The organism is Fluviicola taffensis DSM 16823 (assembly GCF_943372375.1).
Taxonomy (GTDB): Bacteria; Bacteroidota; Bacteroidia; order Flavobacteriales_D; family Crocinitomicaceae; genus Fluviicola; species Fluviicola taffensis_A.
Genome location: NZ_CALRYJ010000001.1, coordinates 329,539 through 355,295, shown reverse-complemented (window position 1 = coordinate 355,295; position 25,757 = coordinate 329,539). Strand labels below are relative to the sequence as shown.

25 protein-coding genes and 1 tRNA gene are annotated in these 25,757 nt (G+C 40.4%); 10 read left to right on the top strand and 16 right to left on the bottom strand.

What is annotated here, in order from left to right; genetic code table 11:
* Window positions 1-29: 29 nt before the first annotated feature.
* Window positions 30-680: a LysE family transporter gene (locus AAG807_RS01485; RefSeq protein WP_341900137.1), complete on the bottom strand. Its 651-nt coding sequence runs from the start codon at window positions 678-680 to the stop codon at window positions 30-32.
* Window positions 681-911: 231 nt separating this feature from the next.
* Between AAG807_RS01485 and AAG807_RS01480 the strand changes: the two genes are divergently transcribed.
* Window positions 912-1,271: a hypothetical protein gene (locus tag AAG807_RS01480; protein WP_341900136.1), complete on the top strand. Its 360-nt coding sequence runs from the start codon at window positions 912-914 to the stop codon at window positions 1,269-1,271.
* A gap of 141 nt (window positions 1,272-1,412) precedes the next feature.
* Here the strand turns inward: AAG807_RS01480 and AAG807_RS01475 are convergent, their stop codons facing one another.
* The 8 genes from AAG807_RS01475 to AAG807_RS01440 all read right to left on the bottom strand — a co-directional run bounded on the left by AAG807_RS01475 (window position 1,413) and on the right by AAG807_RS01440 (window position 11,337).
* A complete protein-coding gene (locus tag AAG807_RS01475; protein ID WP_341900134.1) occupies window positions 1,413-2,129 on the bottom strand; it encodes a glycosyltransferase family 2 protein in 717 nt (238 codons plus the stop codon).
* Window positions 2,130-2,159: 30 nt separating this feature from the next.
* The gene (locus AAG807_RS01470) at window positions 2,160-2,816 is read right to left on the bottom strand and encodes a CoA transferase subunit B (protein WP_294861063.1); all 657 of its coding nucleotides are present in this window, start codon (window positions 2,814-2,816) and stop codon (window positions 2,160-2,162) included.
* Between the two features lie 5 nt (window positions 2,817-2,821).
* A complete protein-coding gene (locus AAG807_RS01465) occupies window positions 2,822-4,615 on the bottom strand; it encodes a hypothetical protein (protein ID WP_341900133.1) in 1,794 nt (597 codons plus the stop codon).
* Window positions 4,616-4,626: 11 nt separating this feature from the next.
* Window positions 4,627-6,423: a hypothetical protein gene (locus tag AAG807_RS01460; protein ID WP_341900131.1), complete on the bottom strand. Its 1,797-nt coding sequence runs from the start codon at window positions 6,421-6,423 to the stop codon at window positions 4,627-4,629.
* Window positions 6,424-7,119, bottom strand: a complete 696-nt coding sequence (locus AAG807_RS01455; protein ID WP_341900130.1) for a CoA transferase subunit A — start codon at window positions 7,117-7,119, stop codon at window positions 6,424-6,426. It abuts the gene before it with no gap.
* A gap of 6 nt (window positions 7,120-7,125) precedes the next feature.
* Complete coding sequence (locus AAG807_RS01450) at window positions 7,126-9,648, bottom strand: transglycosylase domain-containing protein (RefSeq protein WP_341900129.1); 2,523 nt, start codon at window positions 9,646-9,648, stop codon at window positions 7,126-7,128.
* 188 nt (window positions 9,649-9,836) lie between these two features.
* Complete coding sequence (locus tag AAG807_RS01445; RefSeq protein WP_341900127.1) at window positions 9,837-10,586, bottom strand: uroporphyrinogen-III synthase; 750 nt, start codon at window positions 10,584-10,586, stop codon at window positions 9,837-9,839.
* A gap of 31 nt (window positions 10,587-10,617) precedes the next feature.
* Window positions 10,618-11,337, bottom strand: a complete 720-nt coding sequence (locus tag AAG807_RS01440) for a DUF4271 domain-containing protein (protein WP_341900126.1) — start codon at window positions 11,335-11,337, stop codon at window positions 10,618-10,620.
* A gap of 109 nt (window positions 11,338-11,446) precedes the next feature.
* Here AAG807_RS01440 and AAG807_RS01435 point away from each other — a divergent pair, with 109 nt between their 5' ends.
* On the top strand, window positions 11,447-12,637 hold the full coding sequence (locus AAG807_RS01435; protein ID WP_341900125.1) for an acyl-CoA dehydrogenase family protein: 1,191 nt from the start codon (window positions 11,447-11,449) through the stop codon (window positions 12,635-12,637).
* Between the two features lie 168 nt (window positions 12,638-12,805).
* A complete protein-coding gene (locus AAG807_RS01430; protein ID WP_341900123.1) occupies window positions 12,806-13,114 on the top strand; it encodes a hypothetical protein in 309 nt (102 codons plus the stop codon).
* A gap of 87 nt (window positions 13,115-13,201) precedes the next feature.
* On the opposite strand, the gene AAG807_RS01425 is transcribed toward AAG807_RS01430, so the two are convergent.
* A complete protein-coding gene (locus AAG807_RS01425) occupies window positions 13,202-13,552 on the bottom strand; it encodes a hypothetical protein (RefSeq protein WP_341900121.1) in 351 nt (116 codons plus the stop codon).
* A 117-nt stretch (window positions 13,553-13,669) separates the two neighbouring features.
* Here AAG807_RS01425 and hemW point away from each other — a divergent pair, with 117 nt between their 5' ends.
* The gene (gene hemW, locus AAG807_RS01420; protein ID WP_341900119.1) at window positions 13,670-14,818 is read left to right on the top strand and encodes a radical SAM family heme chaperone HemW; all 1,149 of its coding nucleotides are present in this window, start codon (window positions 13,670-13,672) and stop codon (window positions 14,816-14,818) included.
* A 44-nt stretch (window positions 14,819-14,862) separates the two neighbouring features.
* Here the strand turns inward: hemW and AAG807_RS01415 are convergent, their stop codons facing one another.
* Window positions 14,863-15,642: a glycosyltransferase gene (locus AAG807_RS01415; RefSeq protein ID WP_341900117.1), complete on the bottom strand. Its 780-nt coding sequence runs from the start codon at window positions 15,640-15,642 to the stop codon at window positions 14,863-14,865.
* A gap of 88 nt (window positions 15,643-15,730) precedes the next feature.
* Here AAG807_RS01415 and AAG807_RS01410 point away from each other — a divergent pair, with 88 nt between their 5' ends.
* The 4 genes from AAG807_RS01410 to AAG807_RS01395 all read left to right on the top strand — a co-directional run bounded on the left by AAG807_RS01410 (window position 15,731) and on the right by AAG807_RS01395 (window position 17,704).
* Window positions 15,731-16,657: an N-acetylmuramoyl-L-alanine amidase gene (locus AAG807_RS01410; protein WP_341900116.1), complete on the top strand. Its 927-nt coding sequence runs from the start codon at window positions 15,731-15,733 to the stop codon at window positions 16,655-16,657.
* A 65-nt stretch (window positions 16,658-16,722) separates the two neighbouring features.
* On the top strand, window positions 16,723-17,175 hold the full coding sequence (locus AAG807_RS01405; protein ID WP_294861047.1) for a single-stranded DNA-binding protein: 453 nt from the start codon (window positions 16,723-16,725) through the stop codon (window positions 17,173-17,175).
* Between the two features lie 110 nt (window positions 17,176-17,285).
* Window positions 17,286-17,359, top strand: a tRNA-Asn gene (locus AAG807_RS01400).
* A gap of 18 nt (window positions 17,360-17,377) precedes the next feature.
* The gene (locus AAG807_RS01395) at window positions 17,378-17,704 is read left to right on the top strand and encodes a GIY-YIG nuclease family protein (RefSeq protein ID WP_341900113.1); all 327 of its coding nucleotides are present in this window, start codon (window positions 17,378-17,380) and stop codon (window positions 17,702-17,704) included.
* Window positions 17,705-18,124: 420 nt separating this feature from the next.
* On the opposite strand, the gene AAG807_RS01390 is transcribed toward AAG807_RS01395, so the two are convergent.
* The 3 genes from AAG807_RS01390 to AAG807_RS01380 form a co-directional block, all read right to left on the bottom strand.
* Window positions 18,125-18,721, bottom strand: coding sequence for a hypothetical protein (locus tag AAG807_RS01390; protein WP_341900769.1), 597 nt, complete (start codon window positions 18,719-18,721; stop codon window positions 18,125-18,127).
* Between the two features lie 439 nt (window positions 18,722-19,160).
* Window positions 19,161-19,535, bottom strand: coding sequence for a hypothetical protein (locus tag AAG807_RS01385; protein ID WP_341900111.1), 375 nt, complete (start codon window positions 19,533-19,535; stop codon window positions 19,161-19,163).
* Window positions 19,536-20,200: 665 nt separating this feature from the next.
* Window positions 20,201-20,572, bottom strand: a complete 372-nt coding sequence (locus AAG807_RS01380) for a LytTR family DNA-binding domain-containing protein (RefSeq protein WP_341900109.1) — start codon at window positions 20,570-20,572, stop codon at window positions 20,201-20,203.
* A 323-nt stretch (window positions 20,573-20,895) separates the two neighbouring features.
* On the opposite strand from AAG807_RS01380, the gene AAG807_RS01375 reads away from it, so the two are divergent.
* Together AAG807_RS01375 and AAG807_RS01370 are read left to right on the top strand one after the other, a co-directional pair.
* Window positions 20,896-21,924, top strand: coding sequence for a hypothetical protein (locus AAG807_RS01375; RefSeq protein ID WP_341900107.1), 1,029 nt, complete (start codon window positions 20,896-20,898; stop codon window positions 21,922-21,924).
* Window positions 21,921-22,355: a hypothetical protein gene (locus AAG807_RS01370; RefSeq protein ID WP_341900106.1), complete on the top strand. Its 435-nt coding sequence runs from the start codon at window positions 21,921-21,923 to the stop codon at window positions 22,353-22,355. The genes AAG807_RS01375 and AAG807_RS01370 overlap by 4 nt, the downstream gene beginning before the upstream one ends.
* Before the next feature lie 334 nt (window positions 22,356-22,689).
* Here AAG807_RS01370 and AAG807_RS01365 read toward each other — a convergent pair whose 3' ends face one another.
* Together AAG807_RS01365 and AAG807_RS01360 are read right to left on the bottom strand one after the other, a co-directional pair.
* Window positions 22,690-24,207, bottom strand: a complete 1,518-nt coding sequence (locus tag AAG807_RS01365) for an aminotransferase class V-fold PLP-dependent enzyme (RefSeq protein WP_341900104.1) — start codon at window positions 24,205-24,207, stop codon at window positions 22,690-22,692.
* Window positions 24,208-24,215: 8 nt separating this feature from the next.
* Window positions 24,216-25,721, bottom strand: a complete 1,506-nt coding sequence (locus AAG807_RS01360; protein WP_341900103.1) for a TRIC cation channel family protein — start codon at window positions 25,719-25,721, stop codon at window positions 24,216-24,218.
* Window positions 25,722-25,757 lie beyond the last annotated feature (36 nt).

The window sequence follows — 25,757 nt, the reverse complement described above, 5'->3', positions numbered from 1 at the left end:
ATCACTAGTGAAATGAAATGTTACAAGAATTATTTTTGCAGGAAACCTTTGATGACCAACAAGATTCCGGTTCCGATGATAATCAGTCCGATCAGTCGGTTGAGTCCCACCAAAACATTTTCAGTGATAAAAGGTCTTAGTTTCTTGGCACCCATAATTTTCAGCAAATCAACCGAGAAGAAGGTTACCATGATAATCAGGATATACCAGTAGGTACTTTCATCAATGGCAGTGTTGGCACTTTTCTTTCCATCCGCACCCAATGCAATGACGGTGATCCAATAAAAGATCACACCGGGATTGGCAAAATTTAGTAAAAACCCTTTGAGTCCCAAGAGAATCAGGTCTTTCGTTTGATTATTCAGTTGTTTCTCTGCCTCCTTTTTGTCTTCTTTCGGTTTCTTGAGTAAGGTGACTAATCCGAATATGACGAGAATAAATCCTCCAACGATAGAAATGATATGTCCGTATTCACCTGAAGTGATTTTGCTTACTTCCGAATAGAATATCAATGCAATGATAATGTAGATCAGATCGGAAACGAAAACACCTATGTCAAATGCAATAGCGGCGCGAATTCCTTTACGGATACTTGTCTCCAAAAGAAGAAAGAATACAGGTCCGATCATTATACTGAGTATAAATCCGGTGAGAATGCCTTTGAGTAAAATATCTAGCAAAAGTTCGGTTTTTCTGTTTATACAAATATAGTCATTCGTTCTACGTATGAGTTCATATTCTGAAAGAAAGCAAGGGATTAAATCAATCCCGATAATTATCAGGAGAGGTCAATATTCAGGGGATTTTGTAAAAAAACAGCCCGGATGTTATTTTAACTGCTAATAAGTCATTACATTTGCATGTCTCGAAAGTTGTTGCAAAGTAGTTACAACCTTGAAAATAAGTGAAGTATGAGAACGGCCATTGCCAATAAAAAATTAGAAGCGATTATTTCCAATGTGGAAAAAGAAGGGATTACTTACAAAGGTCTTGTGGACGATTTGAAAGAATTGCGCGAACAAGCCTTGAAAGAACAAGATCCTTTGGTGGTGAAAGTTTTGCGTTTGTCATACGAATTTTTGATCGATAGAAATGGGTTCGATGTACAAGCACAATACGAAGAAGATGAAGAAGGAAACGAATATCCTTTGGAAATAGAAGGTCAAGAGAACTTCTTGTACTTGCTCAATCTTTTGAAAAATGCCGAGCATAAAATCAATAGAGAAGAAATTAAGGATTACCGTACTGCTTTGAAGCAAGAGTTGTACTAACAGTATATAAAACATTAAAAACCCCGATTCTTCCTGTAAGATTCGGGGTTTTTTATTGGAATGTTTTTTAACACTAAAAGTTCAAAGTTCTATGGTTTAAACTTTTGATCCCGATAGCTACCGGGATTGAAACAATTGAACTTAGTTCGTGAATTTGTACTTGATGATGCAAAAAATCGCTCTGAAACCATCTTTCCAGCCAATTTTCTTGCCTTCCTCATAGGTTCTTCCATAATAGGAGATACCTACTTCATAGATTCGAATTCCTTTGCGCTTTGCTAGTTTTGCAGTGATTTCGGGTTCAATTCCAAAACGATTTTCCTTGATCTTGATGTCTTTTGCGATGGAAGAGCGAATGAGCTTATAGCATGTTTCCATGTCCGTTAAGTTCAGATTCGTCATGATATTGGAAAGACCTGTCAGGAATTTATTTCCCTTCGAATGCCAATAAAAAAGAATACGGTGAGGTTGTTGCCCCATAAAACGGGATCCGTAAACAACATCTGCATTGTCCATATAAACCGGCTTCAATAATAAATTGTATTCTTCCGGATCATACTCCAAATCAGCATCCTGAATGATGATGTAATCACCCGTTGATTCCTGGATAGCACGATTAATTGCCGCACCTTTCCCTTGATTGTAGGGCTGGGAAAAGAAACGGATATCCATATCCGGATTGGCAGCAATATAAGCTTCAATGCGCTCAACGGTATTGTCTTTAGAGCAGTCGTTTACGATTACCAATTCTTTGTGAACATCGTTTTCCAATTGCACCTTCTTGATCTTATCAAGAATCAGGTGAATGGTTGGTCCCTCGTTGTAAGCGGGAATAAGAATGGATAATTTTTGAATCATGAGTTGGATAACGTAAAAAAAGGAATTTTATTAAATACTCATTTCAGGAACAAAGTCCGGAACAACCAGATCTCCTTCTGTTTTTGAAATGATTTCTTCCACACTAACTCCCGGAGCGCGCTCGATCAGGTGAAATTTATTGTCTTTGATCTCCAATACGGCTAATTCGGTCACTACTTTTTTAACACAGCCAACCCCCGTTAAAGGCAAAGTACATGTTTTCAGTATTTTCGATTCACCTGCCTTATTTGAATGCATCATGGCAACGATGATGTTTTCGGCAGAAGCAACCAAATCCATTGCGCCTCCCATTCCTTTGACCATTTTGCCCGGAATTTTCCAGTTGGCGATATCCCCGTTTTGTGAAACTTCCATAGCTCCAAGAACGGTCAATTGAACATGTTGACCACGAATCATGGCGAAGGACATGGCTGAGTCGAAAAATGCCGCACCCTTGCGTGCCGTGATTGTCTGCTTTCCTGCATTGATCAGATCCGGATCTTCCTCTCCTTCAAAAGGAAACGGACCCATACCCAAAATTCCATTTTCAGATTGAAATTCAACTTCAATCCCTTCCGGAATATAATTTGCAACCAAGGTTGGAATACCAATTCCCAAATTCACATACCAACCATCGCGTAGTTCTTGTGCAATTCGTTTTGCTATTCCGGTTTTGTCTAATGCCATATGTGTTATTTTAACTCAATAATCTGAATTGTCGGATTCGTAAGCTTGAAATGCTTCCTTTCCGGATTCCAAATATAAATAATCAATCGGGATTCTTCGTTGAGAAAATGCTTTGCTGTATATGGATAGTTCATTTTAAACTGCTTGATGTTCTCCCCATAATACCAGCGAAGGTTTTGGTAATCGTATCTGAGGTTCTTTTCTGCGGAATCATTGGTGGCAACAACGATATTAAAATCATTCAATTCGGTGTCCGTTTTCAAATCACCTTTCAAATCAATTTGGATGAACTTATTTCTCCATTCCGGTCGAATGAGCCCGTCGTAAAACAGGATGTATTCTTCATCGGATTGCTTCGTCTTTCCAATAGAATCAAACAAATGGATCTGTGTGAATGGTTTTTTCCTTCTTAATGCGATATAGGAGCTTGCAGGATCTTCCGCTACAACGTTATACATGCTGATATCGTCTTTTGGAAACAACCAGGTCGTTTTTGTAAGGATCAGGTCACTCGTTGGCAAAAAATCTTTCTGAAGTGTTCCGATGTGTTTTGCCTGATGATTGGGGTTGGTTCGCTCAAAATAGGCATAAGTCAATTGCTGAATCGGATAAATACTAACCGTTTCATTCGGTTTGAGGTCTTTTATAGCACTTTGATAGAATGCTTCACTCATGCGGTCGTCCGGTGAGAAAACAGAGGTGTTCAGGTTCAATTTGGCGATAAAACTGATTGGGAAGAATAAGAGGACCAATAGCACATACCTGGAAATCCTGTTTTGAGCGAAAAGCACTGTCAAAGCCAAAATACATAGCGGAATCAGGTACATGGCTGCACGATCCTCCGGATAGTTGACCTTCATGACTTTTGCCAGGAAAAGAATAGCGAGGATGTTTCCGCCAATGAGCATGCACAGCCAGAAAGAAGTGCTTGTAATGAATTGCAGCCACGATTCTTTTTCCCACTGGATGAAGAGAAGAATTGCTCCGACCAGACCAATGAGCAAATAAGCAATCCGAAGCCAATTCGCATCATAAAAAAGAATATAGCGCGAAAGGGTTTTTCCGGTGACCCACCACAATCCGTCCAGGCTTCCATAGTACAAAGCTCCGGCTTCCTTTAAAGCAAAGCTGAATTCGACCAAGGGAATGAGCGCATAGCAGAATACAATGATCAGAAAGGTATGAAAGACCAATGCTTTGATCCCTATTTTTTTCGAATGCAGAAGTGTGATGAAGATCACATAGGTAACAACGATCAGACTTGTGATGAGATAGGTCAGATTCGAAAGTATCGCCAAATAGAAAAATAGGAGTAACAGGATCAGATGACCGGTATGCTTTTCCTTTAGCCACAACGACAGCTGCAATAAACCGGCCATGAAGAACCCAATCCCAAGGCCATAACCTCTGGTATAACTGAAGTAATCAAAAATCCAGGGAATGGTGTTTAATGCCACAAAGCACAATTCTCCCCAAAGACCGATGTTCAGGTTGCGTGTGAGTTTTCTGCTCGACCAAAAATAGAGGCAGAAACAAGCAATTGCAGGAACGCGGAAAAGGAAAAAATGTGTGCCGAACCAACGATAGGAAAGGTTTCCCAACCAACTGTTCAGTAAATGATTATTGGCATCCATCAATGAGCGACCACCTTTGATCTCCCCTGTTTCAATATAGTGGAAATAGGTTGCTACTTCATCGTGAATAGGTTCAACAATCCATGCCCGAAGAATGGCGTAAATCAATAAACCTAAAAACAGGATCCAGGTTGTGATTTGTATATGGGAGTTTTTTTGAATCAAAGTCTTATTAATTAATTCGTGGCTACTAAGTTATTTGAACTTTTGGTTACCGCAACAATTTTAACCCGGACAGCTTTCAAAGTTACTTCATTCAAGTCGTCATTGTAAAACCAGATGTGTAAAAATCGATCTTCAGGTAGAATGTAAATGAAATGGTTCGGATAATGGAAGCTGTAGGCTGTTTTTCTACCGAAGTACCAATTGAAGCGGGTATTATCTGCTCTTCGCTCTCCAGTTACTGATTGAATTTCATGACGCAAATTCAAATCCAGACAGTATTTGTCTAACTGAACAGATCCATCGATGGTTGTCTGTATCAATTGATTTGAATAACCTTCAAGTGGCAAACTCAACAAGGAAATAACTGACTGGTTACTTTTTAGTAGCGGAATCAAGGTGTCGAGAATGAGTTGCTTTTCAACCTTTCCGGTTCTTTTGTACAAACGGGTTCCACTTACCTGATCATAAAGTAAACAGGAATATCCGGGCCAATTCAGTTTGTCGACCCATGAAATGTGATAATCCCCTCTGCTTAAGCTATCCGTTGTCAGATAATCTGTTGCGACATGTGGTGTTTTCTCTTTTCGGGTAAGGTATGCGTAACTAGCCTGCGAAACATAGTCGGCGGAAATCACGTCATCCGTCTGAACCTGATCGGCAATTTTTTCATAAAAAGTGCGATGAATGCGGTCTTCCGGTGAAAAAACGGAAGTATCCAGGTTCATTTTGTATACAAATGATACCGGAAACCAAAGCAGTAGGAGCAGGCTCCATTTTGCGGCGGGTATTTTTTGTACGAGCAAACCAAAAGACAAGATGAAGATCGGAACCAAATACATCCCGACACGATCCATGGGATAATTCACCTGCATGAACCGGGCAAGAACTACAAAGGAAATCAACGCGAATCCAAATAATGCAGGAATCCAGCATTCGGGTTTTTGAATGAAGTTAAGAAAGCCTGTTTTCCTCCAATTGATTAGAAAGATCAGAACAAGAATCAGAATGAGAAACAGGAAGATGAATTTCAGGAAATCGGTGTCTGTGAATAAAACGTTCTGAGCAAGGGATTTTCCGGTCACTTCCCATAATCCGTCCAGGCTTCCCCACCAAAGTCCTCCAGCTTTCTTGAGTTTATTGATATAGATGTAAACGGGAATCAAAAAGGTAATGAAACACAAGGTGGTGATCCAGAAACCGAACAGTTGTTTTGTGGTGAATTGTTTGGAGCGGATGAGGGAAATGAAGATGAGGTAGAAGAGTAGGATTACCAATGGAATAAGCAAACTGAGATTGCAGAGCAATGCAATCAGGAATGAGAGCATGATCCCGATATAAGAAGCGGTCTTGTGACTTTCCAGCCACTTCTGAATAAAACAAAAAGCAAGTATGAGAAATGCCAATGATGGTCCGTAACCTCGTGAAAAGGAAAAATAATCGAAGATCCAATGAATGGAAACCAGTGCAAGAAAGATTAGGATGGAGAAGTTGGTTTTGGTTTTCAGAAGGAATTTCCTGCTTGCAAAAAAGTAGATGGGGAAGGAGCAGAGTGCAAATAGACGGTATGCAAAAAAATGATCTCCAAACAAACGAAAGAATTGATGTGAGACCAAGGAATTCAGGACATGGTTATTGGCATCCATGGTTGCTCCACGACCAGGTAAATAGCCTGTTTGGATATACCAGTACAAAGTTGCCAATTCATCAAACAATGGCTCAACGAATACAGCTCTTAGGATGGCATAACCCATCAGGAAAAGAAAAAGTGGCCAGATGAGCCACTTATTATCTAATCGGAAGAATGTCATTTATCTTGTTCGAACGGTACGTTGTTCGATGCGTTTTTCAAATTTCTCCCCTTGGAAAATGCGTTGCACGAAAATTCCGGGAGTATGAATGAAGTTTGGATCCAATTCTCCTGCAGGAACCAATTCCTCCACTTCAGCAATGGTGATTTTACCGGCCATTGCCATCATGGGATTGAAATTGCGGGCAGTTGCCTTAAAGATCAGGTTTCCTTCCGTATCACCTTTCCAAGCTTTCACGATTGCAAAATCTGCTGTCAGGGCACTTTCCAAAATATGTGGTTTACCATTGAAAACACGTACCTCTTTTCCTTCGGCAACTTCTGTTCCGTATCCGGCAGGGGTGAAGAACATCGGAATTCCGGCGCCACCGGCTCTGCAACGTTCTGCAAGTGAGCCTTGAGGAATCAAATCAACTTCCAATTCACCTGAAAGCATCTGACGCTCAAATTCTTCGTTTTCTCCCACATAAGAAGAAATCATCTTTTTGACTTGCTTATTCTGTAATAGTAAACCCAATCCAAAATCGTCCACACCGGCATTGTTTGAGATACAAGTCAATCCTTTTGTACCCATTTTCACCAATTGTCCGATGGAATTTTCAGGGATACCACACAATCCGAATCCGCCAACCATCAAGGTCATATTATCTTCGATGCCAAGTAAGGCTTCTTCAACATTTTTTACAACTTTATTCATCGCGTACTAGTCAATTTTTATTTCCTCGATATCGACTGCCAGTGAATCGGAATCTTCTATTTCAATGATCTCATCGGTCAGATTAAATACCGAATTGTCGTAATTTCTTGGGGCTTCAAAGTCAGTCGTGGAAATAGCTATTTTAGGATCCTTGTAGACCTTATTCATGTAATATCCATAGATAGGAAGAGCTGTTCGCGCTCCCTGACCTTGATCCGTACTTCGGAAGCGAACACCACGATCTTCAGCTCCGACCCAAACTCCTGTTGCCAGATCCGGTGTCAAACCAACAAACCACCCATCTGAATTGTTTTGGGTAGTTCCCGTTTTTGCAGCTGTTGGATAAGCAATATTTCCATAGTCGGAACCACCGCGTAATCTGCTTGCTGTACCACCTTGTACTACACCTTTCATCATTTTTAGAATGGTGTATGCCACATTTTCATTCATGGCTTCCTTGGAAACCGTTTTCGCACTGTAAATAACATGCCCGGAACGATCTTCAATGCGCAAAATACTGGTTGGTTTATTGAAAATTCCCTTGTTGACAAAAGTAGATTGTGCACCCACTAATTCGTAAAGTGACAAATCCATGGATCCTAAACACATTGCCGGTACAATATCCTGATCCAGTAATTCGATATCCATATCACGCATCAATTTTGCTACTGTTTTTGGTCCGGCCAATGCGCCCATTTGCTTCATGACATAAACCGCAACACGGTTATTGGACATAGCAAGTCCTTTTTGAATGGAAATCGTTCCTCCGGCTTTACTTCCGTCCGAATTTCGTGGACACCACTGTCCATCCGGATTTCCGTTCGGATCATACAAATCGACACAGTAGGAAATGTTAGGAATTACCAAACCTGGCTTAATCACATTCATGGTAACACCGGCTGCGTAAATGAACGGTTTGATTGTGGAACCTACTTGTCGTTTACCCAATTTTACGTGGTCGTATGCGAAGTGGTCAATGTTTGCACCACCAACCCACGCTTTTACAAATCCGGTGCTCGGTTCGATTGAGATCAAACCTGCCTGCAGGAATGATTTGTAGTATCTCATGGAATCCATTGGACTCATGATCGTATCGCGTTCGCCATTCCAACTAAATACGCGCATTTGAATTGGCTCATTGAAAACGCGTTTGATGTCTTCATCTGACATACCTGCAGCTGATAAATTGCGGTAGCGGTCCGAGCGACGCATAGAAGAATTCAGGATGCTTTTTACTTCGTCATCAGATAAAGAATTGGAGAAAGGCCAGTTTTTCGACGATTTGTTGTTTTTGTCGAATTGTGGCTGCAATGTTTCCTTTAAATGTCTTTCCAATGCATATTCTGCGTGTTCCTGCATATCTGCATTCAAGGTCGTGTAAATGCGCAACCCATCTCTATAGATATCGTATGGAAGACCGTCTTCCCGTTTGTAAACCAACGAACCATCCTCTTTTTTCGAATTCAATAATTCAGTCACTTCATTTCGTAGTGATTCTCTGAAATAAGGAGCAATTCCTCTTTTATGATCGACGATCTGGTAGTTAGTAATCAATGGTTTTTTGCTCAGACGATCATACTCCGCTTGCGTCAGTTTTTGACGAAGTGCGCTGTTTTCCTCATTTGAATTTTTGAGCCATTGCATCAATACCTGATTGCGTCTTGTCAATGCTCGAAGACTGTCGGAAGCTCTCGCATCTGCAATTTCTGCAGCACTAATAGCTGATGGGTCGACACCTTTGTTTCTGGCTAATGAAAGACGGTAATTTTTGATTTTGAATGTATATGGATTGTAAAGAGCCGGATTTTTACACATTCCGACCAACATTGCAGCTTCTTCTTTAGATAATGCTGCCGGTTTCTTATTGAAGTAGACTTTTGAAGCATTGGAAATCCCTACCGCATTGTATAGGAAATCGAATTGATTCAAATACATGGTGATGATTTCTTCTTTTGTAAAACGTGCTTCCAAACGAGTTGCAATAATGTTTTCACGCGCTTTTTCGTTCAATCGACTCCACATTCTTCCGATTCTTCCTGAAGAACCGCTTTCAACATCTTCACCATTTGCTCGTGCCAATTCCTGACGTTCGCGCAATTGAAGCGTATATAGTTGTTTTGCAAGCTGCTGAGTAATGGTGGAAGCACCTCCGGCACCACCAACATTGATAATTGCACGTCCTACGGCTCTAAAATCTACTCCGGAGTGCTCGTGAAAACGCTCATCTTCCGTAGAAATCAACGCATCCGTTACATTCGGGCTTATTTTGCGGTATTCGACAGAGGTTCTATTGATCTTCCAGTAGCGACCCAGTTCTGTTTCACCGTCATCAGCAATAATGACAGATGCCAATAATTCCGGTGGATTATCCAGCATCGCGACAGGCGGAAGATTGTCTTCCGATTGGAATAAAAGCAATGCTCCGATGAAATAAAGCGGGAAAGTGGCAAGTAACCAATAAGTGATGGTTGCTCTTTTATGTTCTTTTGGTGAAAAAGACTCAGTTGATCCTTTACTTTTTTGTGCCATACGACTCATTTGAATGGTAAAAATAACGAAATTCGATTCGCAACAGCAAATATCGAAATTCGGAAGCAATAGTTCATCGGTTTGAAGGATACTTTCTAACAAAAAAATGCTAAAAAGAATGTTAGATTAAACAAAGAGGGCACGCGATTAATCGCGTGCCCTCTTTGTTTATTTTTGAAAAAGAAGTTTTACTTCTTTTTATTATGCTCTTTTATAAAATTTTCAATAGCAGCTGTCATGCTCGGTGCATTCGGCATTGGAGCATGAACATCCAGTCTCAGATTGTTTTTCACGACCGCATTTGCCGTAGTTGGACCGAAAGCAGCGATCAAGGTTTTGTTTTGTTTGAAATCCGGGAAATTCTTGAATAAACTTTCGATTCCACCAGGACTGAAGAAAACAAGCATGTCATAATACACATCTTCCAGATCACTTAAATCAGATGCAACCGTTCGGTATAGCATCGCTTTTGTGAAAGGAATTTTGGCTTCTTCCAATGTCAATGGAATTTTATCTTGTAAAATATCCGTACAAGGAAGCAAGAATTTTTCTCCTTTGTGCTTTTTAATGGGATCCACTAAATCTTCAATAGTTTGTTTACCAAAGAAAATTTTGCGTTTGCGATACGTTACATACTTCTGCAAGTACAAAGCTACTGCTTCAGAAATACAGAAATACTTCATAGTATCGGGAACTTCGAAGCGAATTTCTTCTGCGATTCTGAAAAAGTGGTCAACAGCAGTTTTAGAAGTTAATATTACAGCCGTATGATCTTTAATATCGATTTTATGAGTGCGGAATTCCTGAACAGGAACACCTTCCACGTGAATAAACGGCCTGAAATCAATTTTCAACTTATACTTTTCGGCCAAATCAAAATACGGAGACTTATCGCCTTCTGGTTTCGGTTGTGAAACCAATATTGTCTTAATACTCAAGGTTTATTTTGTTTTAGCGTTCAACATTTATTTAACCTAACCAACCTGAAACCTCACCTGGAAAGACCAGCTTTATACCAATCAAAAGGGGCAGAATTTCGAGGCTCCAAAGGTACAAAATTATATAATACCATGATACGCCAAGTTGCAAGGCGTGATAAAAAGCACGAATAATTCGTAAAACAATGAAGAACAGGAAGGTTCCGCCGATAATAAGTTTGGATTCCGTTACCAATTCCGGCTGAAAATAGATGAAGAAAAACTCAATCAGGATAACGATTCCGGCAGTTTGAGCCATTGTCAAAGTCAATTGGTTGACTTCCTGGATAATTTGACTGAAACCCGTAATTGTACCTGCTAATGAAATGGTGAAAAGATGGTAGAGCAATAAGATTCCGGGAAAGGTTGTGAGGACAATTGTCTGATAGGTATTGAAATCCACGATGGAAAAATGATTGTACCAATAAATGTAGATTCCACTAATAATAATGTACTGAAAGACTAAAAAAATGGATGAAAGTGAATTTTCCCGGATCCCGTTCTTGTATTGTTCCGAAAGACTTTGAAAGAAAAAAGTGTTTTGTCCGAGGATTAAAAATATTTCACGCTGTCTTAAACGAGCTGCTGAAATCAATAAGAGACACAATCCTAAGGCAGCAATAATCAAATAAGAGTAGTTGGAGCTCCTTTCCGTGAGAACCATCACTTCATTTGATGCCGAAGTAGTAAAGAATTGTCCGCTTAATTGCATGAACCAAATTAATATTCTGGTACAAAAGTACTATTTGTAATTCATAGTTCGATTTTTATTCATTCGGTGATTTGATTACATTTGCACCAATAATTGAAAATAAATTCAAATGAAATCTGATTTATATTCTCATCCGGATTATCTATTCATGGATGAATTGCTTACAGATGAGCAAAAGTTGGTACGCGACGCCGCTCGTGCGTGGGTAAAGAAAGAGGTTTCCCCGATCATTGATGAGCATTACGAAAAGGCTACTTTTCCAATGCATATATTGAAAGGATTAGGAGAAATTGGTGCTTTTGGACCTTATATTCCGGAGGAATATGGTGGACCGGGATTGGATCAGATTTCTTACGGTTTGATTATGCAGGAATTGGAGCGTTGTGACTCCGGATTGCGTTCCACTGCTTCTGTTCAAAGTTCTTTGGTGATGTACCCGATTTGGAAGTATGGATCTGAAGAGCAAAAGAAAAAATATTTGCCGAAACTGGCTACCGGAGAAATGATGGGTTGTTTCGGATTGACTGAGCCTGACCATGGTTCGGATCCGGGAAGTATGATTACCAACTTCAAGGATATGGGTGACCATTACTTGTTGAATGGAGCGAAAATGTGGATTTCGAACGCACCATTTGCAGATATCGCTGTAGTTTGGGCGAAAGATGAAACAGGTCGTATTCATGGATTGGTAGTTGAACGCGGTATGGAAGGATTCTCAACTCCTGAAATGCATGGGAAATTATCACTTCGTGCTTCTGCAACAGGGGAGTTGATTTTTGTGAATGTAAAAGTTCCGAAAGAAAACTTGCTTCCGGGTCGTTCCGGATTAGGAGCTCCTTTAAGTTGTTTGGATTCTGCTCGTTTTGGAATCGCTTGGGGTGCTTTAGGTGCTGCAATGGATTGCTACGATCAGGCATTGAGATATTCGAAAGAGCGCACACAATTTGGTGTTCCGATCGGAGCATTTCAATTGACACAAAAGAAATTGGCTGAAATGATCACTGAGATCACGAAAGCTCAATTCATCACCTTGCGTGTTGGTCAACTAAGAAATGAAGGAAGAGCAACATCTGCAATGATTTCCATGATCAAGAGAAACAATGTCGAAATCGCTTTGGATATTGCACGTGAAGCTCGTCAAATCCACGGAGGAATGGGAATCACTAGTGAATATTCCATGATGCGCCACATGGCGAACCTGGAATCGGTTCTGACTTACGAAGGAACACACGATATCCATTTATTGATCACCGGAATGGATGTTACCGGAATTCCTGCTTTTACAAGAGAGAAACCGTAATAAATTCAAAATTCAAAATTGAGAATTCAAAAAGGTGACTGAACGCTTGCGCTAAAGCTTCAGCATAAGCGTAGCGTAGTCGAAGCCACCTTATTTAATATTAAAACCTTCGGATGGATATTCGGAGGTTTTTTTATTTTAGCGCAAAATCTAAAAAAGCAAAAACTTATGGAAAATGATACACTGGACTCGATTGCAATGACGAGTACGCCAACCAAAGATTTGGATGGAGCAGGAGGTATTTTGACAATGGGAATTATTTCTATTCCTTTTTGTATGGGTCTTATCGGATTGATATTGGCAATTATCACCCTGACACGATCCGGGAAAGCATTGTCACTCTATAGAGAATACCCGCATCAGTATACGGAAAAGTCGTACAAGAAAGTAAAGGCTGGAAGAACGTGTGCCATTGTTAGTTTGTCCCTTTTGGGAGCTACCATCATCCTTATTTTTGCAATCGGGGGATTGGCATAAGAAGTTCCGGATTATAGAAAAATAAAAAGCCCTTGTACGATTTCTTGCAAGGGCTTTTTGTTGGGGGCATGTTTTTTTGAATGATACCTAGTTCCAATGTATAATTTGTCCGGATATCATGGAGTCATTGTACGAATCACGTAATCGGCTCAATTTTTTTGCTGCATCTTCATCTCCTAAATCAGCTTTAGCTTTCAATTTGTAATACAAGTCCAAAGAGTGCCCGTAAACATCCTGTTCAAGCACTTGTTTAATTTCAGAAATTCGACCATTTACACCAATTAGGAAGTGTTCCAATTCACCTAATTCGTGTAATTCATCTTCTGATAAATTCTTGCGATTCAGAAGTTTAGAGTAACGCGGCAATAGAATCCCCAATAAGTCGATAAATCGATCTAATTCTCGTTGAATGGCTGCCTGTTGTTCTTTAAATCCCATATTTGAAAAGTATATCTTTTTGCGGAACAGTAAAAATTTAAAGCATTTTTTAACATTTGATTTCTTTCAACAATTCTGACTGCATAGAAACCTCCGATTAATCCCTAATTTTGTTCCATGGCTGGCTGTTATATTCATATTCCTTTTTGCGCTCAAAAATGTAGTTACTGCGACTTTCATTTTTCAACCAATCACACCTATCAAAGTGAGATGGTGGACATGCTATGCAAGGAAATCGAAATCAGGGCGAAGGATTGGAAGCAAGAACAATTTGAAACTATTTATTTCGGTGGTGGAACACCAAGTGTTTTGACAACGCCTCAGTTGGACCAATTGATTTCTCGGGTTAAGGAGAACTATCAACTAAGTAATTCAGTGGAAATCACCATGGAATGCAACCCCGATGATTGCTCTTTGGAGAACTTGTCAAATTGGAAAGAATTAGGAGTTAACCGACTGAGTATCGGAATTCAATCATTCAATGATGAACAACTGAAATGGATGAACAGGAGCCATCAGGCAGCTGACAGTTTGAATGCAGTCCGTAACGCCAAAGAAGTCGGATTCGATGAGTTGAGCCTGGATTTGATGTATGGCTTGCCCAACATGACTTTGGAAGAATGGAAGGAGCAATTGCTTCAGATCATAGCACTGAATCCGGAACACATTTCTGCTTATTGTTTGACAGTTGAACAAAAGACTGCCTTGTCCAAATGGGTGAAAGAAGGAAAATTGGTGGTTTCCAACAACGACCAGCAATCCGAACAATTTGAACTGCTTGTTTCCACTTTGAAGGAGGCTGGATACGAACAGTATGAGATTTCCAATTTTGCGCGAAATGGACATTACTCCAAGCATAACACTTCTTATTGGAAAGGGGCAACGTATTTGGGAATCGGTCCCTCTGCGCATGGATATAATCAGGTGGAGCGGTATTGGAATCAGTCAAACAACAGGACCTACCTGACGGAGTTAAAGAAAGGTCACTTGCCGGAAACGGTTGAAACGTTGACACCTTTTGATCGATTCAATGAAAACCTGATGATCGGATTGCGAACAAAATGGGGTGTTTCGAAGCAATCATTATTCGAATCAATCTCTCCGGATAAAGAATGGTTTCAGATCGTAAAAGATTACGAGGATAAAAAATTAGTGCTTCAAACAGAGGAACAAATCCTTTTGACACCTGCAGGAAGGCTCTTGGCTGACGCGATTGCTTCGGATTTATTTATAATTGACACTTCGACTGCGCTCAGTGTCCTTTAGAGAATTGCAATCAAACTTACTGAGGTGACTGAGCGTAGTCGAAGTCACTTCTCCAGCGTCTCCAACCCAAACTGACAACGGTAATCTTCGCGCTTGATTTTCTCCAAAAATTGATCCTTGCTGATCTTGACCAGATTTTCTCGATTCGGTCTTTCATGGAACAAATGGTATTGAATTGTTTTGTAGCGGGTTGAAAAAGGAACAATTCCTGCTTTCTTTGCCCTGAATTCGATATCCGTATCTTCTCCAAATCCCGGATTGACATAGCTTTCATCAAAACCATTGATCTTGATCAGATCAGCCTTGTGCCAACCCATGTTGGATCCCAATAGGGGAACTATTTTTCGTTGCAAAAGGCTCCACAAAGGGAAACTTTCCTCTACACTCGTGCTTTTATTGCGGATCATTTCCAGGTAACCCGGAATGGTCTTTTCACCATTGCGGATCTTAGCTGAAGTGGTTGCATCCAGGTTCACTCTTCGCGCTACACAGACTCTTCCTTCCTGAATGTGACGAACATACTGTTGAATGAAGCGGGGATGTAAGACACAATCTCCATCAATAAAAATTAAGCGATCCGTTTCAGAAGCACGAATGGCTTTGTTGAGTATTTTGGTTTTCAAAAAACCCTCGTCTGCTTGCTGCAAATGTTTGATCGGGAAGTAAGAACGGAACTTTTCAATTAATTCGTTGAAGCAGGGATCGTCGCAATCTTGCGAAATAATGACCTCAAAATCCCTTTCTTTTTGTAAAGCAACACTTCTAAGAACAGCCTCTAACGCACTGACATCTTTGTAAACGGAAATAATAAGAGTTGCTTTCACGGCGCAAAGATAGAAAATTAACATTTAGTATTTAGTAACCTTTTGGAATAGTTAGTTGCGGAGTCCGATAGACGCATAAATTTGCAGGATGCAGTTCATTTACACCAGTTTGGTTTTTATCCTCCTTTCGGTCAGTTCTTTTGGTCAGGGGATCACCATTTTGATTGATCCGGGACATGGTGGTTCGGATCCGGGGCATGAGGCAGCAGATAAGAATTTATTGCCTGAAAAGGATCTGACCTTAAAAATCGCACTCAAGTTCGGTTCTTATCTTTCGGAGAAACTCGAGAATGTGACTGTTTTGTATACTAGAACAGATGACCGATATCCGACATTGGATGAGCGTGTGAATATGGCGAATTCAAAAAAGGTGGATTACTTTATTTCGGTGCACATCAATGGAAGCCCGAATATCAATATCAAAGGGACGGAATCACACGTCCACTCGATGAGCTCGAAGGCATCCGTCAAGTTGGCAAGGGCATTTGAAGACGAATTCAAAACAAGGGCCGGACGAAAATCAAGGGGTGTAAAAGATTCGGATGACCGCGAACACTCTTTGCAGGTTTTGAAGTTTACAGAAATGACGAGTGTTTTGGTGGAGTGTGGGTTCATGACTAACGTTTCGGAAGCGAATTATCTGAATACGTCGGAAGGTCAGGACGTTATTGCATCTGCCTTGTTCCGTGCAATGAGAAGTCATCTTCAGGACACACATAAAAACATTTCATTTACCAAAAAACCAGCCGGTCAAAATGAGGTTTTGAAGCAGACCGCATCCACTGGAAAGACATACAGTGTTCAAATAATGAGTTCGAAAGAATGGTTGGATACGGAGAAAGGAGGGTTCAAAAACCTGAAACATGCAGTAAGCCGAACACAGATTTCACAAACAGGTTACCGTTATAAGTATTTTTCCGGAAGTTTTCCCTCGAAATCGGAAGCGGAGGAATATTGTAATGAGGTGAAAAAGAAGGGTTTCCCCGATTCAATTGTAGTAGAAAGAAAGAATTAACTTGAAATGTATTACTTTTGTTGAGAAACACACTTGAAACTCATTAATTTACCATCAAATAGACTATGGCAACTGTTTTTGAAACACGCTTAATTGGAAATATTGGAAAGGACGCCGTTGTGAAACAAATGGAGCGTGGGGTCATTGCCGTAAATTTTCCCGTTGCGCACAATAAGAATTGGCGTGATAAGCGTACGGGAGAAGCTCGAACCAAAACGACTTGGGTAAATTGCACGATTTGGAAAAAGGAAGGCGCAAATATGCGGATTCTGGATTTCTTAAAGAAAGGTGCCTTGGTTGAACTGGTTGGAACACCATTTGCAAAATCGTTTTCCCAGGAAGATGGTTCTTCCAGATCTGAAATCCGATTGAATGTATCCCGAACGAATATTTTAAGACCTGCAAAATGCGAAGAGGATCTTCCGTTCGACATGATTGATGACAACGAATCACCATGTGAAGAAGAAGGTTGCGACGCAAGTTTGGATGATTTCACCTTGACTGAAGATGATTTTTAGTGCTGAAAGTCAGGCTACTACTCGATTGAACAAAAAATATTTTCATTTTTTTTCGCTGAGTTTGTGTTAAAAACAAATCTTTAGCTATATTTGCAACCGCGAAACCAGATTCCTTCTTAGCTCAGCTGGTTAGAGCATCTGACTGTTAATCAGAGGGTCGCTGGTTCGAGTCCAGCAGAGGGAGCAAAAAAGTTCAACAGAAATGTTGGACTTTTTTATTTATATGACCTACTACGTTTACATTTTATATTCTCCTTTACTTGATAAATATTATGTTGGTTATTCATCTGACCCATGGTTGCGACTGAAACAGCATAATGAAAACGTGGATGACAAATATACCGGTCGCGCAAAGGATTGGCAACTTGCGTGTGTTTTTTTAACTGAAACCAAGTCAGAAGCAATTTCTATAGAGCGTTTCATAAAGAAACAGAAGTCCAGAAAATTATTGGAACTACTTATCGATATCAATTTTAATCCAAACGGACGATTGGCTCAGTTGGTTAGAGTCCCGCACGTGCGGGATTAATCAGAGGGTCGCTGGTTCGAGTCCAGCAGAGGGAGCAAAAAGACCAGGACTAGTGCTGGTCTTTTTTCGTTTACGATTGAACGAGAAGTGTATCCCGATTGAATCAGATTGGAACATCTGGAAGCCTAAGGGCAATGTCTAGTCCTAAATAACCGATACAGGTTTTAGACTAAGATAACGAATAATTATACCCCAGCAAGCACAGGTTTGCTGGGGTATTCGTTTTTGTAAGTTGTTATTTTGATTTCATTTTATTGGTGCATCTATTCGGGCGTTTTCATTAAACAGGAATAATGTAGTCTATAACCATTAGTGCTTGATAGAACCAAATGCCCTATAAATTATTCCTTCTTGTTCTCTTACTGCCTTGAAGTGCATTTTACAACTGGTTTCGTCTGGAAATTGCTTGGTGAACTCACGTTATTTAATATCGGTAGATTCAAGAAGTGCATACGAGAATGCGTTTCCATGAATCGCTTTTGCACGCGCACAAATAGACATAAATACATCGAAATCCTTTGCTCTCTTAAAGACTTGACAACCCTCGGACCAATTTTCAACCCACGTTGAGTCTTCTCCAGACTTATGAATGTTGATTCCGAAGATTCCCGTATCCTCTTTCGTAAAGTCATATTTTTGATCTTTATTTGCGTCTCTGAATACCGTTACGTTAGCCAATCTTTGGCAAAGAGCATCGTATTTACCATTATGTTTACCAATGGTCCAGGCACCTCTGTATTGTCCAGGCTTAAGTATGGCAACACCTTTCGTGTTATGCAACTCCACAACTGCCTTCTTTCCAGGGTCAGTTGTGGCATTCCAGCAGAAGAACTTCCAAATTCCATCCTCTTTATAGGATATCGTCATAAAATCATCGAATACATTTGTGACTTTATCGCCAGCTGTCTTATTTCTAATGCCTACAATGTTTACATCGAAATTCTTGTTCGCTTCATCTGAAAACCAGACATACCCTTTAGCCTTTACGGCTACCTCAATTTGTTCTCTTGTGTACATGTCTTATGCTTTTATAGTTTTTCCCTACTTATAAAAGGCCAGTTTACAGTTCTTTTTTTAAGCAGGATTTTAGGTTATCGCCTCTCATTAAATTGACTGAATGAGACCAGTCTCCCGCTGCTCTCCTGAGCGGAACTGGCAGCTTTTTAAGTGGGTGCTGCTCCACTAAAATTGTTTCGTAAAGAGTTCGCAACACAATTTTGATTTTCCTTCCTTTCCGGTCTTATTCGCTTAGTAAATTGTATTCTTCTTTTTATCGGAATAAATATTCCCCGTACATGCCCGATGCAGTAATTTCCTGCCCGGTCAAAACAAGGAAGTGCAATAGATTCTCGCTCATTAGAAGACCTACTTTCTATCCATAAGATTTGTGAGAAAGCATGATAAATAAAAGGGGAGTCACAGAATACGTTTAGTATCTGACTTTAAAACATCAAAATTATTTATTGTACGTGGTTAGACCATTCCAATTATTACTGTAGCACCAAGCTAATATGATAATCGCTTTTTTGCTATCGAAATATTTTTTCCATGTATTTGGAGGTGTATCCTGATTAACATTTACGGCTTTTACTGTTTGGATTTCTTTACTTTTATCCTCGAGAAAAAAAGTCTTTTCACCAACTAAATTGCCATTTGTATCACCATGTGTACCGGATAGAACATAAATTAGCACATTATTCATGTCTTTGCCTAAATTCTTTCGGATTTCATCAATCAATATAGAAACTTCACCCTTTGTGGTAACATCATCAAAACCATATATTGGCTGTAAGCGATCTTTTGGAAGAGGCTTTATAGTTACTTTTGCCATCTTATTAATAATTATAAAAAACACCTACTCTTTTCCGGCTTTTCGGTTATCGCCTCTCATTAAATTGACTGAATGAGATCAGACCGTTTTTCCTCCGCTGCGAGGTGGGTACTGCTCCACTTTCATAAAATGACTTCAACGAGAAACACTGAATCGTTATTCTTGGTTAAGCACCGTGCATTTGCTCCTTCTAAAAGTCATCGCCACTGCTGCATGCTGATCGACCAGTGACTTCACCGAAACTATAGATTAAGAACTTTCTACCAAACGAATCGTGATACTACCCTGAATACGGAGGATGAATCGTTGGTATTGGGTGACTTGATTGATAAAACCGCGCCGTTTATGCAAGTCAGAAATAGACGATTCTCCGACCGGAATCTACTTTTATTCGAGTTTCACCAGGGTAAAACCAGAATCGATTTTCTTGATTTTATGCCTTCGGATGATGTAAGAATTGTGTAGCAGGAGAAACAGATCCTTCGGGAAGAATGGTTGCGATTGTATGTAAAGTGGGTTCGCGGTGTAGTTGATGCAAGTGAAAAAGTTCCTCTGGTGATAATTCTCCTAGTGAACCAGAAGGTTGAAAAAAGGTCATTTTCCAATGCTTGATCCTTTCAAAACCATCGTGAATAGTATAAAATCAGTTCAGTGAAAGACAGCCATTAGGTCACAATAGTGTATATGCCCTTTGCATTTTCCATGTACCGTCTGCTTATTGGAACCAAATCGCCAGTTGTCAGGTAGACCGTATATTCGCTTGTATCAATATGTCTGACGAACAATTTGTTCACTAAAAAATTCCTGTGCGCTCTAAAAAAAAGATCCTCCGGAAACAGCTCCAAAAGTTCTGCCAACGATTTTCTGCACACAAACTTCTTTTCATTCACGTACAATTCCGAATAACGTCCCTCCACCATTATATGTGAAATGGAGTCCTTGTCCAATTTGATTAGACTGGTATTACGCTTTACAAATAGCGCTTTTTCTTGCTTGCTACAATGCATGTTCATATACAATGGGTTCTTGATAAACATGACAAAGCTATTTACACCGACCAAACATATATCAACATGGTGATACCATCCGCTATTCGAGGGAAAAATGGATCAAATCAGGGGACACAAAGGGTCTCAATTCCACTGAAGCTACCACGGAAATACAATTCCCGATCGAGATCGTGAAGCTCGACGGCGAAAGAAATAACAGAAATTTCGTCACTTATACCCACGAATTTCGCGTTGGTGACCAAGTGCCTGCGAGGAGCCATAACGTGCTGTAAGTTTGACAAAACAACGAACAAGCCAAGCCATTTAATGCTGGAAAATATTCTTTATTAATTCAAACTAAATTTTCAAAAATGGGAAAGATTTATTCATTAGTCATAGCCATTGTCTTGTGTTCTTACACGGAATCATACGCTCAAATTTCATCGCCTAAAATCAATGGTCAACCGGTGCAGGTAGGCATCAAATTTCTAGTCAATGAAATTCTTGAAATCAGCACGGTTGAAGAATCGTTCGACATCGATGGTTACCTCACGCTTATTTGGAACGACCCAAAAATCGCCGAACTGTTTCCGGAGTCGCAAGACAAGACCATGATAATATACATGCCCAATATGGTAGATTCTATATTTGAACATCACCTTTGGCACCCGAATGTTGAAATAATGAATTCAATAGGAGCTCGCAACATATCTCAAAAAAGGATCGAATTGAGAGGAACACAAATTGTATATGTAGAACGATTTCAAACCAAAGTACAAACAGAAATGAACTTCGCACGTTTCCCATTCGACGAACAAACGTGTAGCTTGGTATTGGAAAGTTTCGGGTTCAACAAGAATGATTTTGAGTTCGTCAATTTGCCTGTTGACCAATTGGTGGTCGATGACATTGAAAACGACGCCTGGGAATTCTCTACCATTGCTACTGAGGTTTATCCTTTTGAATATAAAAACTCCATCTCTAAAAAGGACAACGAATCGATACAATTCTCACGGTTTAAATTCTCGATTCATGCGGCACGAAAATCTGGGTATTTCATCTGGCAATTTTTTCTGCCCTTGTTCATCCTTCTCGTTGCAACCTGGTTCATTCCAGCGTTGTGGAAAACCGGGTCCTCACATGAACTGATTTTCACCATGTTGCTTGCTTCCGTGATGTTTGGTTTTTATACAAGTCCTTTTCTCCCGCAACTTTCTTACAACACATTTCTGGAGGCTACGGTTATCGTTACGAATGGAGTCGTTTTTTCCACCTTGTTGCTCGTCCTCACACGAAAAAATGATGCATCGAAAGTTCGTTTTTATTGCCGTATTTGGTTTATACCAGTTATGAGCATTGCCGCTTTTGTAATTACTTCAATTTACTTTTTTCTGGTATGAGTTCGAAAGACGATAAAACACAGTTGTTCATTCACTTGGAGAAATTGATTTTAACTGTCATGAAAGAACATGACAGTTGGGTCGATCAGCGCGCGAAAGCTCCTGTTGATGAGGAAATTAAACCAGCAGATGCGCCGGAAAAGAAAAGGGTGTATGCTCTCAAGAGATGGTTGTTGTGGCTTAAATCTTTATTTACAAAATCCAGAAATAAATCCACGGTTTCTGCAGAAGATGAGCTTAAAGATACTTACACTTCTAGTTACTTTGATAAAGACCATGATTTCTCGTTTTCCATCGATTCGAAAGTGAGTAATCAGAAAAGCAGCCGATTGACAAAAAAGGCATCTATTACCAAACAACATACAATCAAGATACGCGTCGGACAAAGTGCTCCATACGCTGACTCGAACCAGCGCGATCGCAACGGCTGATTTTTACCTACTATGGGATTTCCTTCCCATACAGCGTTGCACGTGTGTTCGTTCGTCCGAAGGGGATGTCTCTAATTGTAGAGCATCCCCTTTTTCAATGTGAATCGGTTCGACTTCTACCATTCACTTTCACCAGCATCCAATAAGTTACTGCACTACCTTGAGCATCAGATCCGAGTTTTAGAGCTTAGATCGTTAGCTATTCATCGACCAGTGCTCTTATAGCGTGTATCTTAAACGAATCAATCGCCTAAGGTTTGCTCGAAAGGAACACAAAAAAAACCGTCTCTGAATCCAGAAACGGTTTTTCCTCGCTTTAAGAAGCGATTATCCACTATCCACTATTCACTATGGCCTTTACTATTTCCCGTTGATGATTCAGGACTTCCTCAAGGTGCAACACTTCGGTCATTGGGTTGGCCAAAACCACCCTCAGGCAAGTAATGGGATTCTCTCCAAATCGCTTGATACAGAGGTGCGTTCTGGAAACAAAGGTTCGTCCTGACAGAAATTGTCTTTTCTGAAGGTCAAGGTTCATCTGATCTATCTGCTCGTTAATCTCCGCTGTAAAATCTTTAGGTTGCAAGTCACGGTATTCCTTCGGAAGATACCTGTAGAGTATGATGTTCAATTCCGGGCGAATCAGCAATTGGAAATCTTCTGATAGATAAATCATCTCTGCGAACTTACGTGCTAAATCTGCTGAATCATCTACGAGTTGGGCATAGCCCGACTTTCCGAGCATATCAAGGTTCATTTTCAAGTACAATGCGTGCGCCGGACGTGATCCTTCAAAGGACCTCTGTCCCAAATCAAAACTGTTTTTTCGAATGGTGTATTCAGCCGTTAGTTCCATTTCGTCTGCTAAATGGGGGTCTTTGAAAAACAACATCCCCATACCCATCGGTACGTAAAGCTGTTTGTGTGGATCAAGCGTCACTGTGTCTGCCATTTCAATACCTTTGAACAGCACAGCTCTCCTTTTGGAAAAAAGAAATGCACCTCCCCAGGCAGCATCTACATGAAAATGCGTTTTGTATTGTTGCGCCAATTGAGCCATTTCGAAGAGCGGATCTATGGATCCGCACTCCGTGGTTCCTGCTACCCCAACCAACGCGATAATACTTCTTTTGTTCCGGTAGCATTCTTTCAATTTCATTTCCAGTAAATCGATGCGCATTTTTTGATTTCGATCTACTGGTATCTTTTGCAAACATTTCGATCCTAAGCCCAACATACGGGCAGCCTTTTCCATCGAATAATGGGCTCTTTCCGAACAAATGATGACAGGTATGGTACTGTTGAACGTGTTCATCCCAATTTCTTTCCATTGAGGGAAGGCCTTGTTTCTCGCACACAATAAGGCACTTATATTCGCAAGGGTACCTCCGGAGCAAACTATTCCGAGGGTTTCATTTTTATCGAATACGCGCTGCTGGTAAAAACCACGAGGTCCACCATAGATTAGCTGATGCATTTCGGCAATGAGTTTACGCTCATACAGCGTAAGAACTTTGGACGTTTCTTCCTTCACTACATTCTGATTCAAAGCCACCAATAATTGGGCTATGGGAAATACAAAATTGGGCAGATGAGTAGTCATGTGTCCTATAAAATAAGGTGATGACATATTTACACTTCCCGGTAGCAAGACACTTTTAAGCTCCTCCACAATTTCACCCATGTCTTTAGGTTGACTGGCAATTCCTTCAAAGGGAAGCTCAAGCTTTAACTCATCAAAGTCTCGCTGATTACTGATTGCGTGTTGCGCACGATGCTTCGTCCACTCCGACACGAATTCTTCCAACCTTGGTGAAGAATACTGAAAAAATAATTTCTTGTAAGATTTCATGTTGCGTTTCATTTTCTGATTATCGGGGACTTCCATTTGCGCCAAGCACTCAATACAATGAAGGATGTACTTCCAATCATGGTTATTATAACTCCAATGAAAACCTCATGTGGGTTCAGTCTATCGGTTTGCCAAATAAGAAATTGACTAAAGAAAATTCCCCAGAAAATGGACACTTCTGGATCGGCAGTTCCCATTAAAATTGGATTTTTCCGCACAATCAGACAGTTGGCCAAAATGCCACCGCCGCACGATGTGACACAGCCTAAGAACGGCCCCCAAATTCCTAATGGCTCCAGCTTCATCTCCACTGCCACCCCGACGCCAACAATCGTATAAGCTCCCAAGGCCATTGCCTCAATCACGATCCTGACCGTGTTAAATCCTGCTTCACTGCGAAGGGTGGATTTTCTATAAGACTCATATTTTCGGGATAGCCAGAGGTGTATGCGCAGTAACGCAAATCCCAAAATAGAAATTCCGAGTATTACTTGCATAATGATGGGTGAAGTCATCAGTGAAAGAGGTCGATTGACCAAAAGATCCCTTACGATTCCACCACCAGCGCAGAAGAGTAACGTGAGCAATATCACACCGAAAACATCAAGTTTCAAATCATACGAAAGCAATAAACCGGTAATGGCGAAAAATAAAATTCCGATTAGATCAATGATGAAAAACCAATCTGTTTGAACGGTGATATTCATCAATACCGGAAAGAGGTGTTTTTTGATCATTTGATCAATTTCGCCCCGTTCTGTCAACCTGTCCAACCCAATGTTGAACTGATCAATGTATCGGGAATAGGCTATTCTTTTAAGAGAATCAGCAGGTTTGTGCAGTAGCAGATGAATGGGCTTTTTGGGCAGTATAATTTGATGCTCCTGAATCTCTTCTCCCCAATCGTTATCCCAAAGTACGCGTGCACCAACTAGGCGATCGGAAATGACTAAACGAACTTTCCCACTCATAAAGTTTTTGAAGTTCTGTTCCTCAGTTTTTGCAATTGCCAGACATTCACCACCTTCCTTTAGTTGTTTTTCTATGAACCTGTTGATCTTTACGCTCGTGTATTTATAACCTTCGATCGCGCCCAATTTAATCTTGTGTTTTTCGATATAATCCAACAGATCATCTAGTTTATCGATACGGGCAATTTCCTTATCCGATCTACCGCAGTAAATGCTGTTCCATTCGAATCGATAGGGTTTGGAAACGAAATAATTTTCCTTTCGGAACTCCGTCATGAAAGCACCTCCCGTGAAATCCTTACCTCCGTTGCGTACGTCTTGTTGATTCTTATCCCACGAATCGTTATCACTTTCGTCAAACTTGACTTCAATTCCCGACTCTTCGAAAATTTTACTGATTAGCTCGTAGTCCAGACCCGTAAGTTTACGATTGTCATCCAAACTTTGATAGGGATTCCAAGAGTACCAAGCTCCCTTGAGCTGTTGTGCGAAGCTGCCATATGCTGACAATAACATCGCACTTATAATGAATGCTTTTATCATGTTCGTTCGATTATTGAATTGGTGAATTGCAAGATT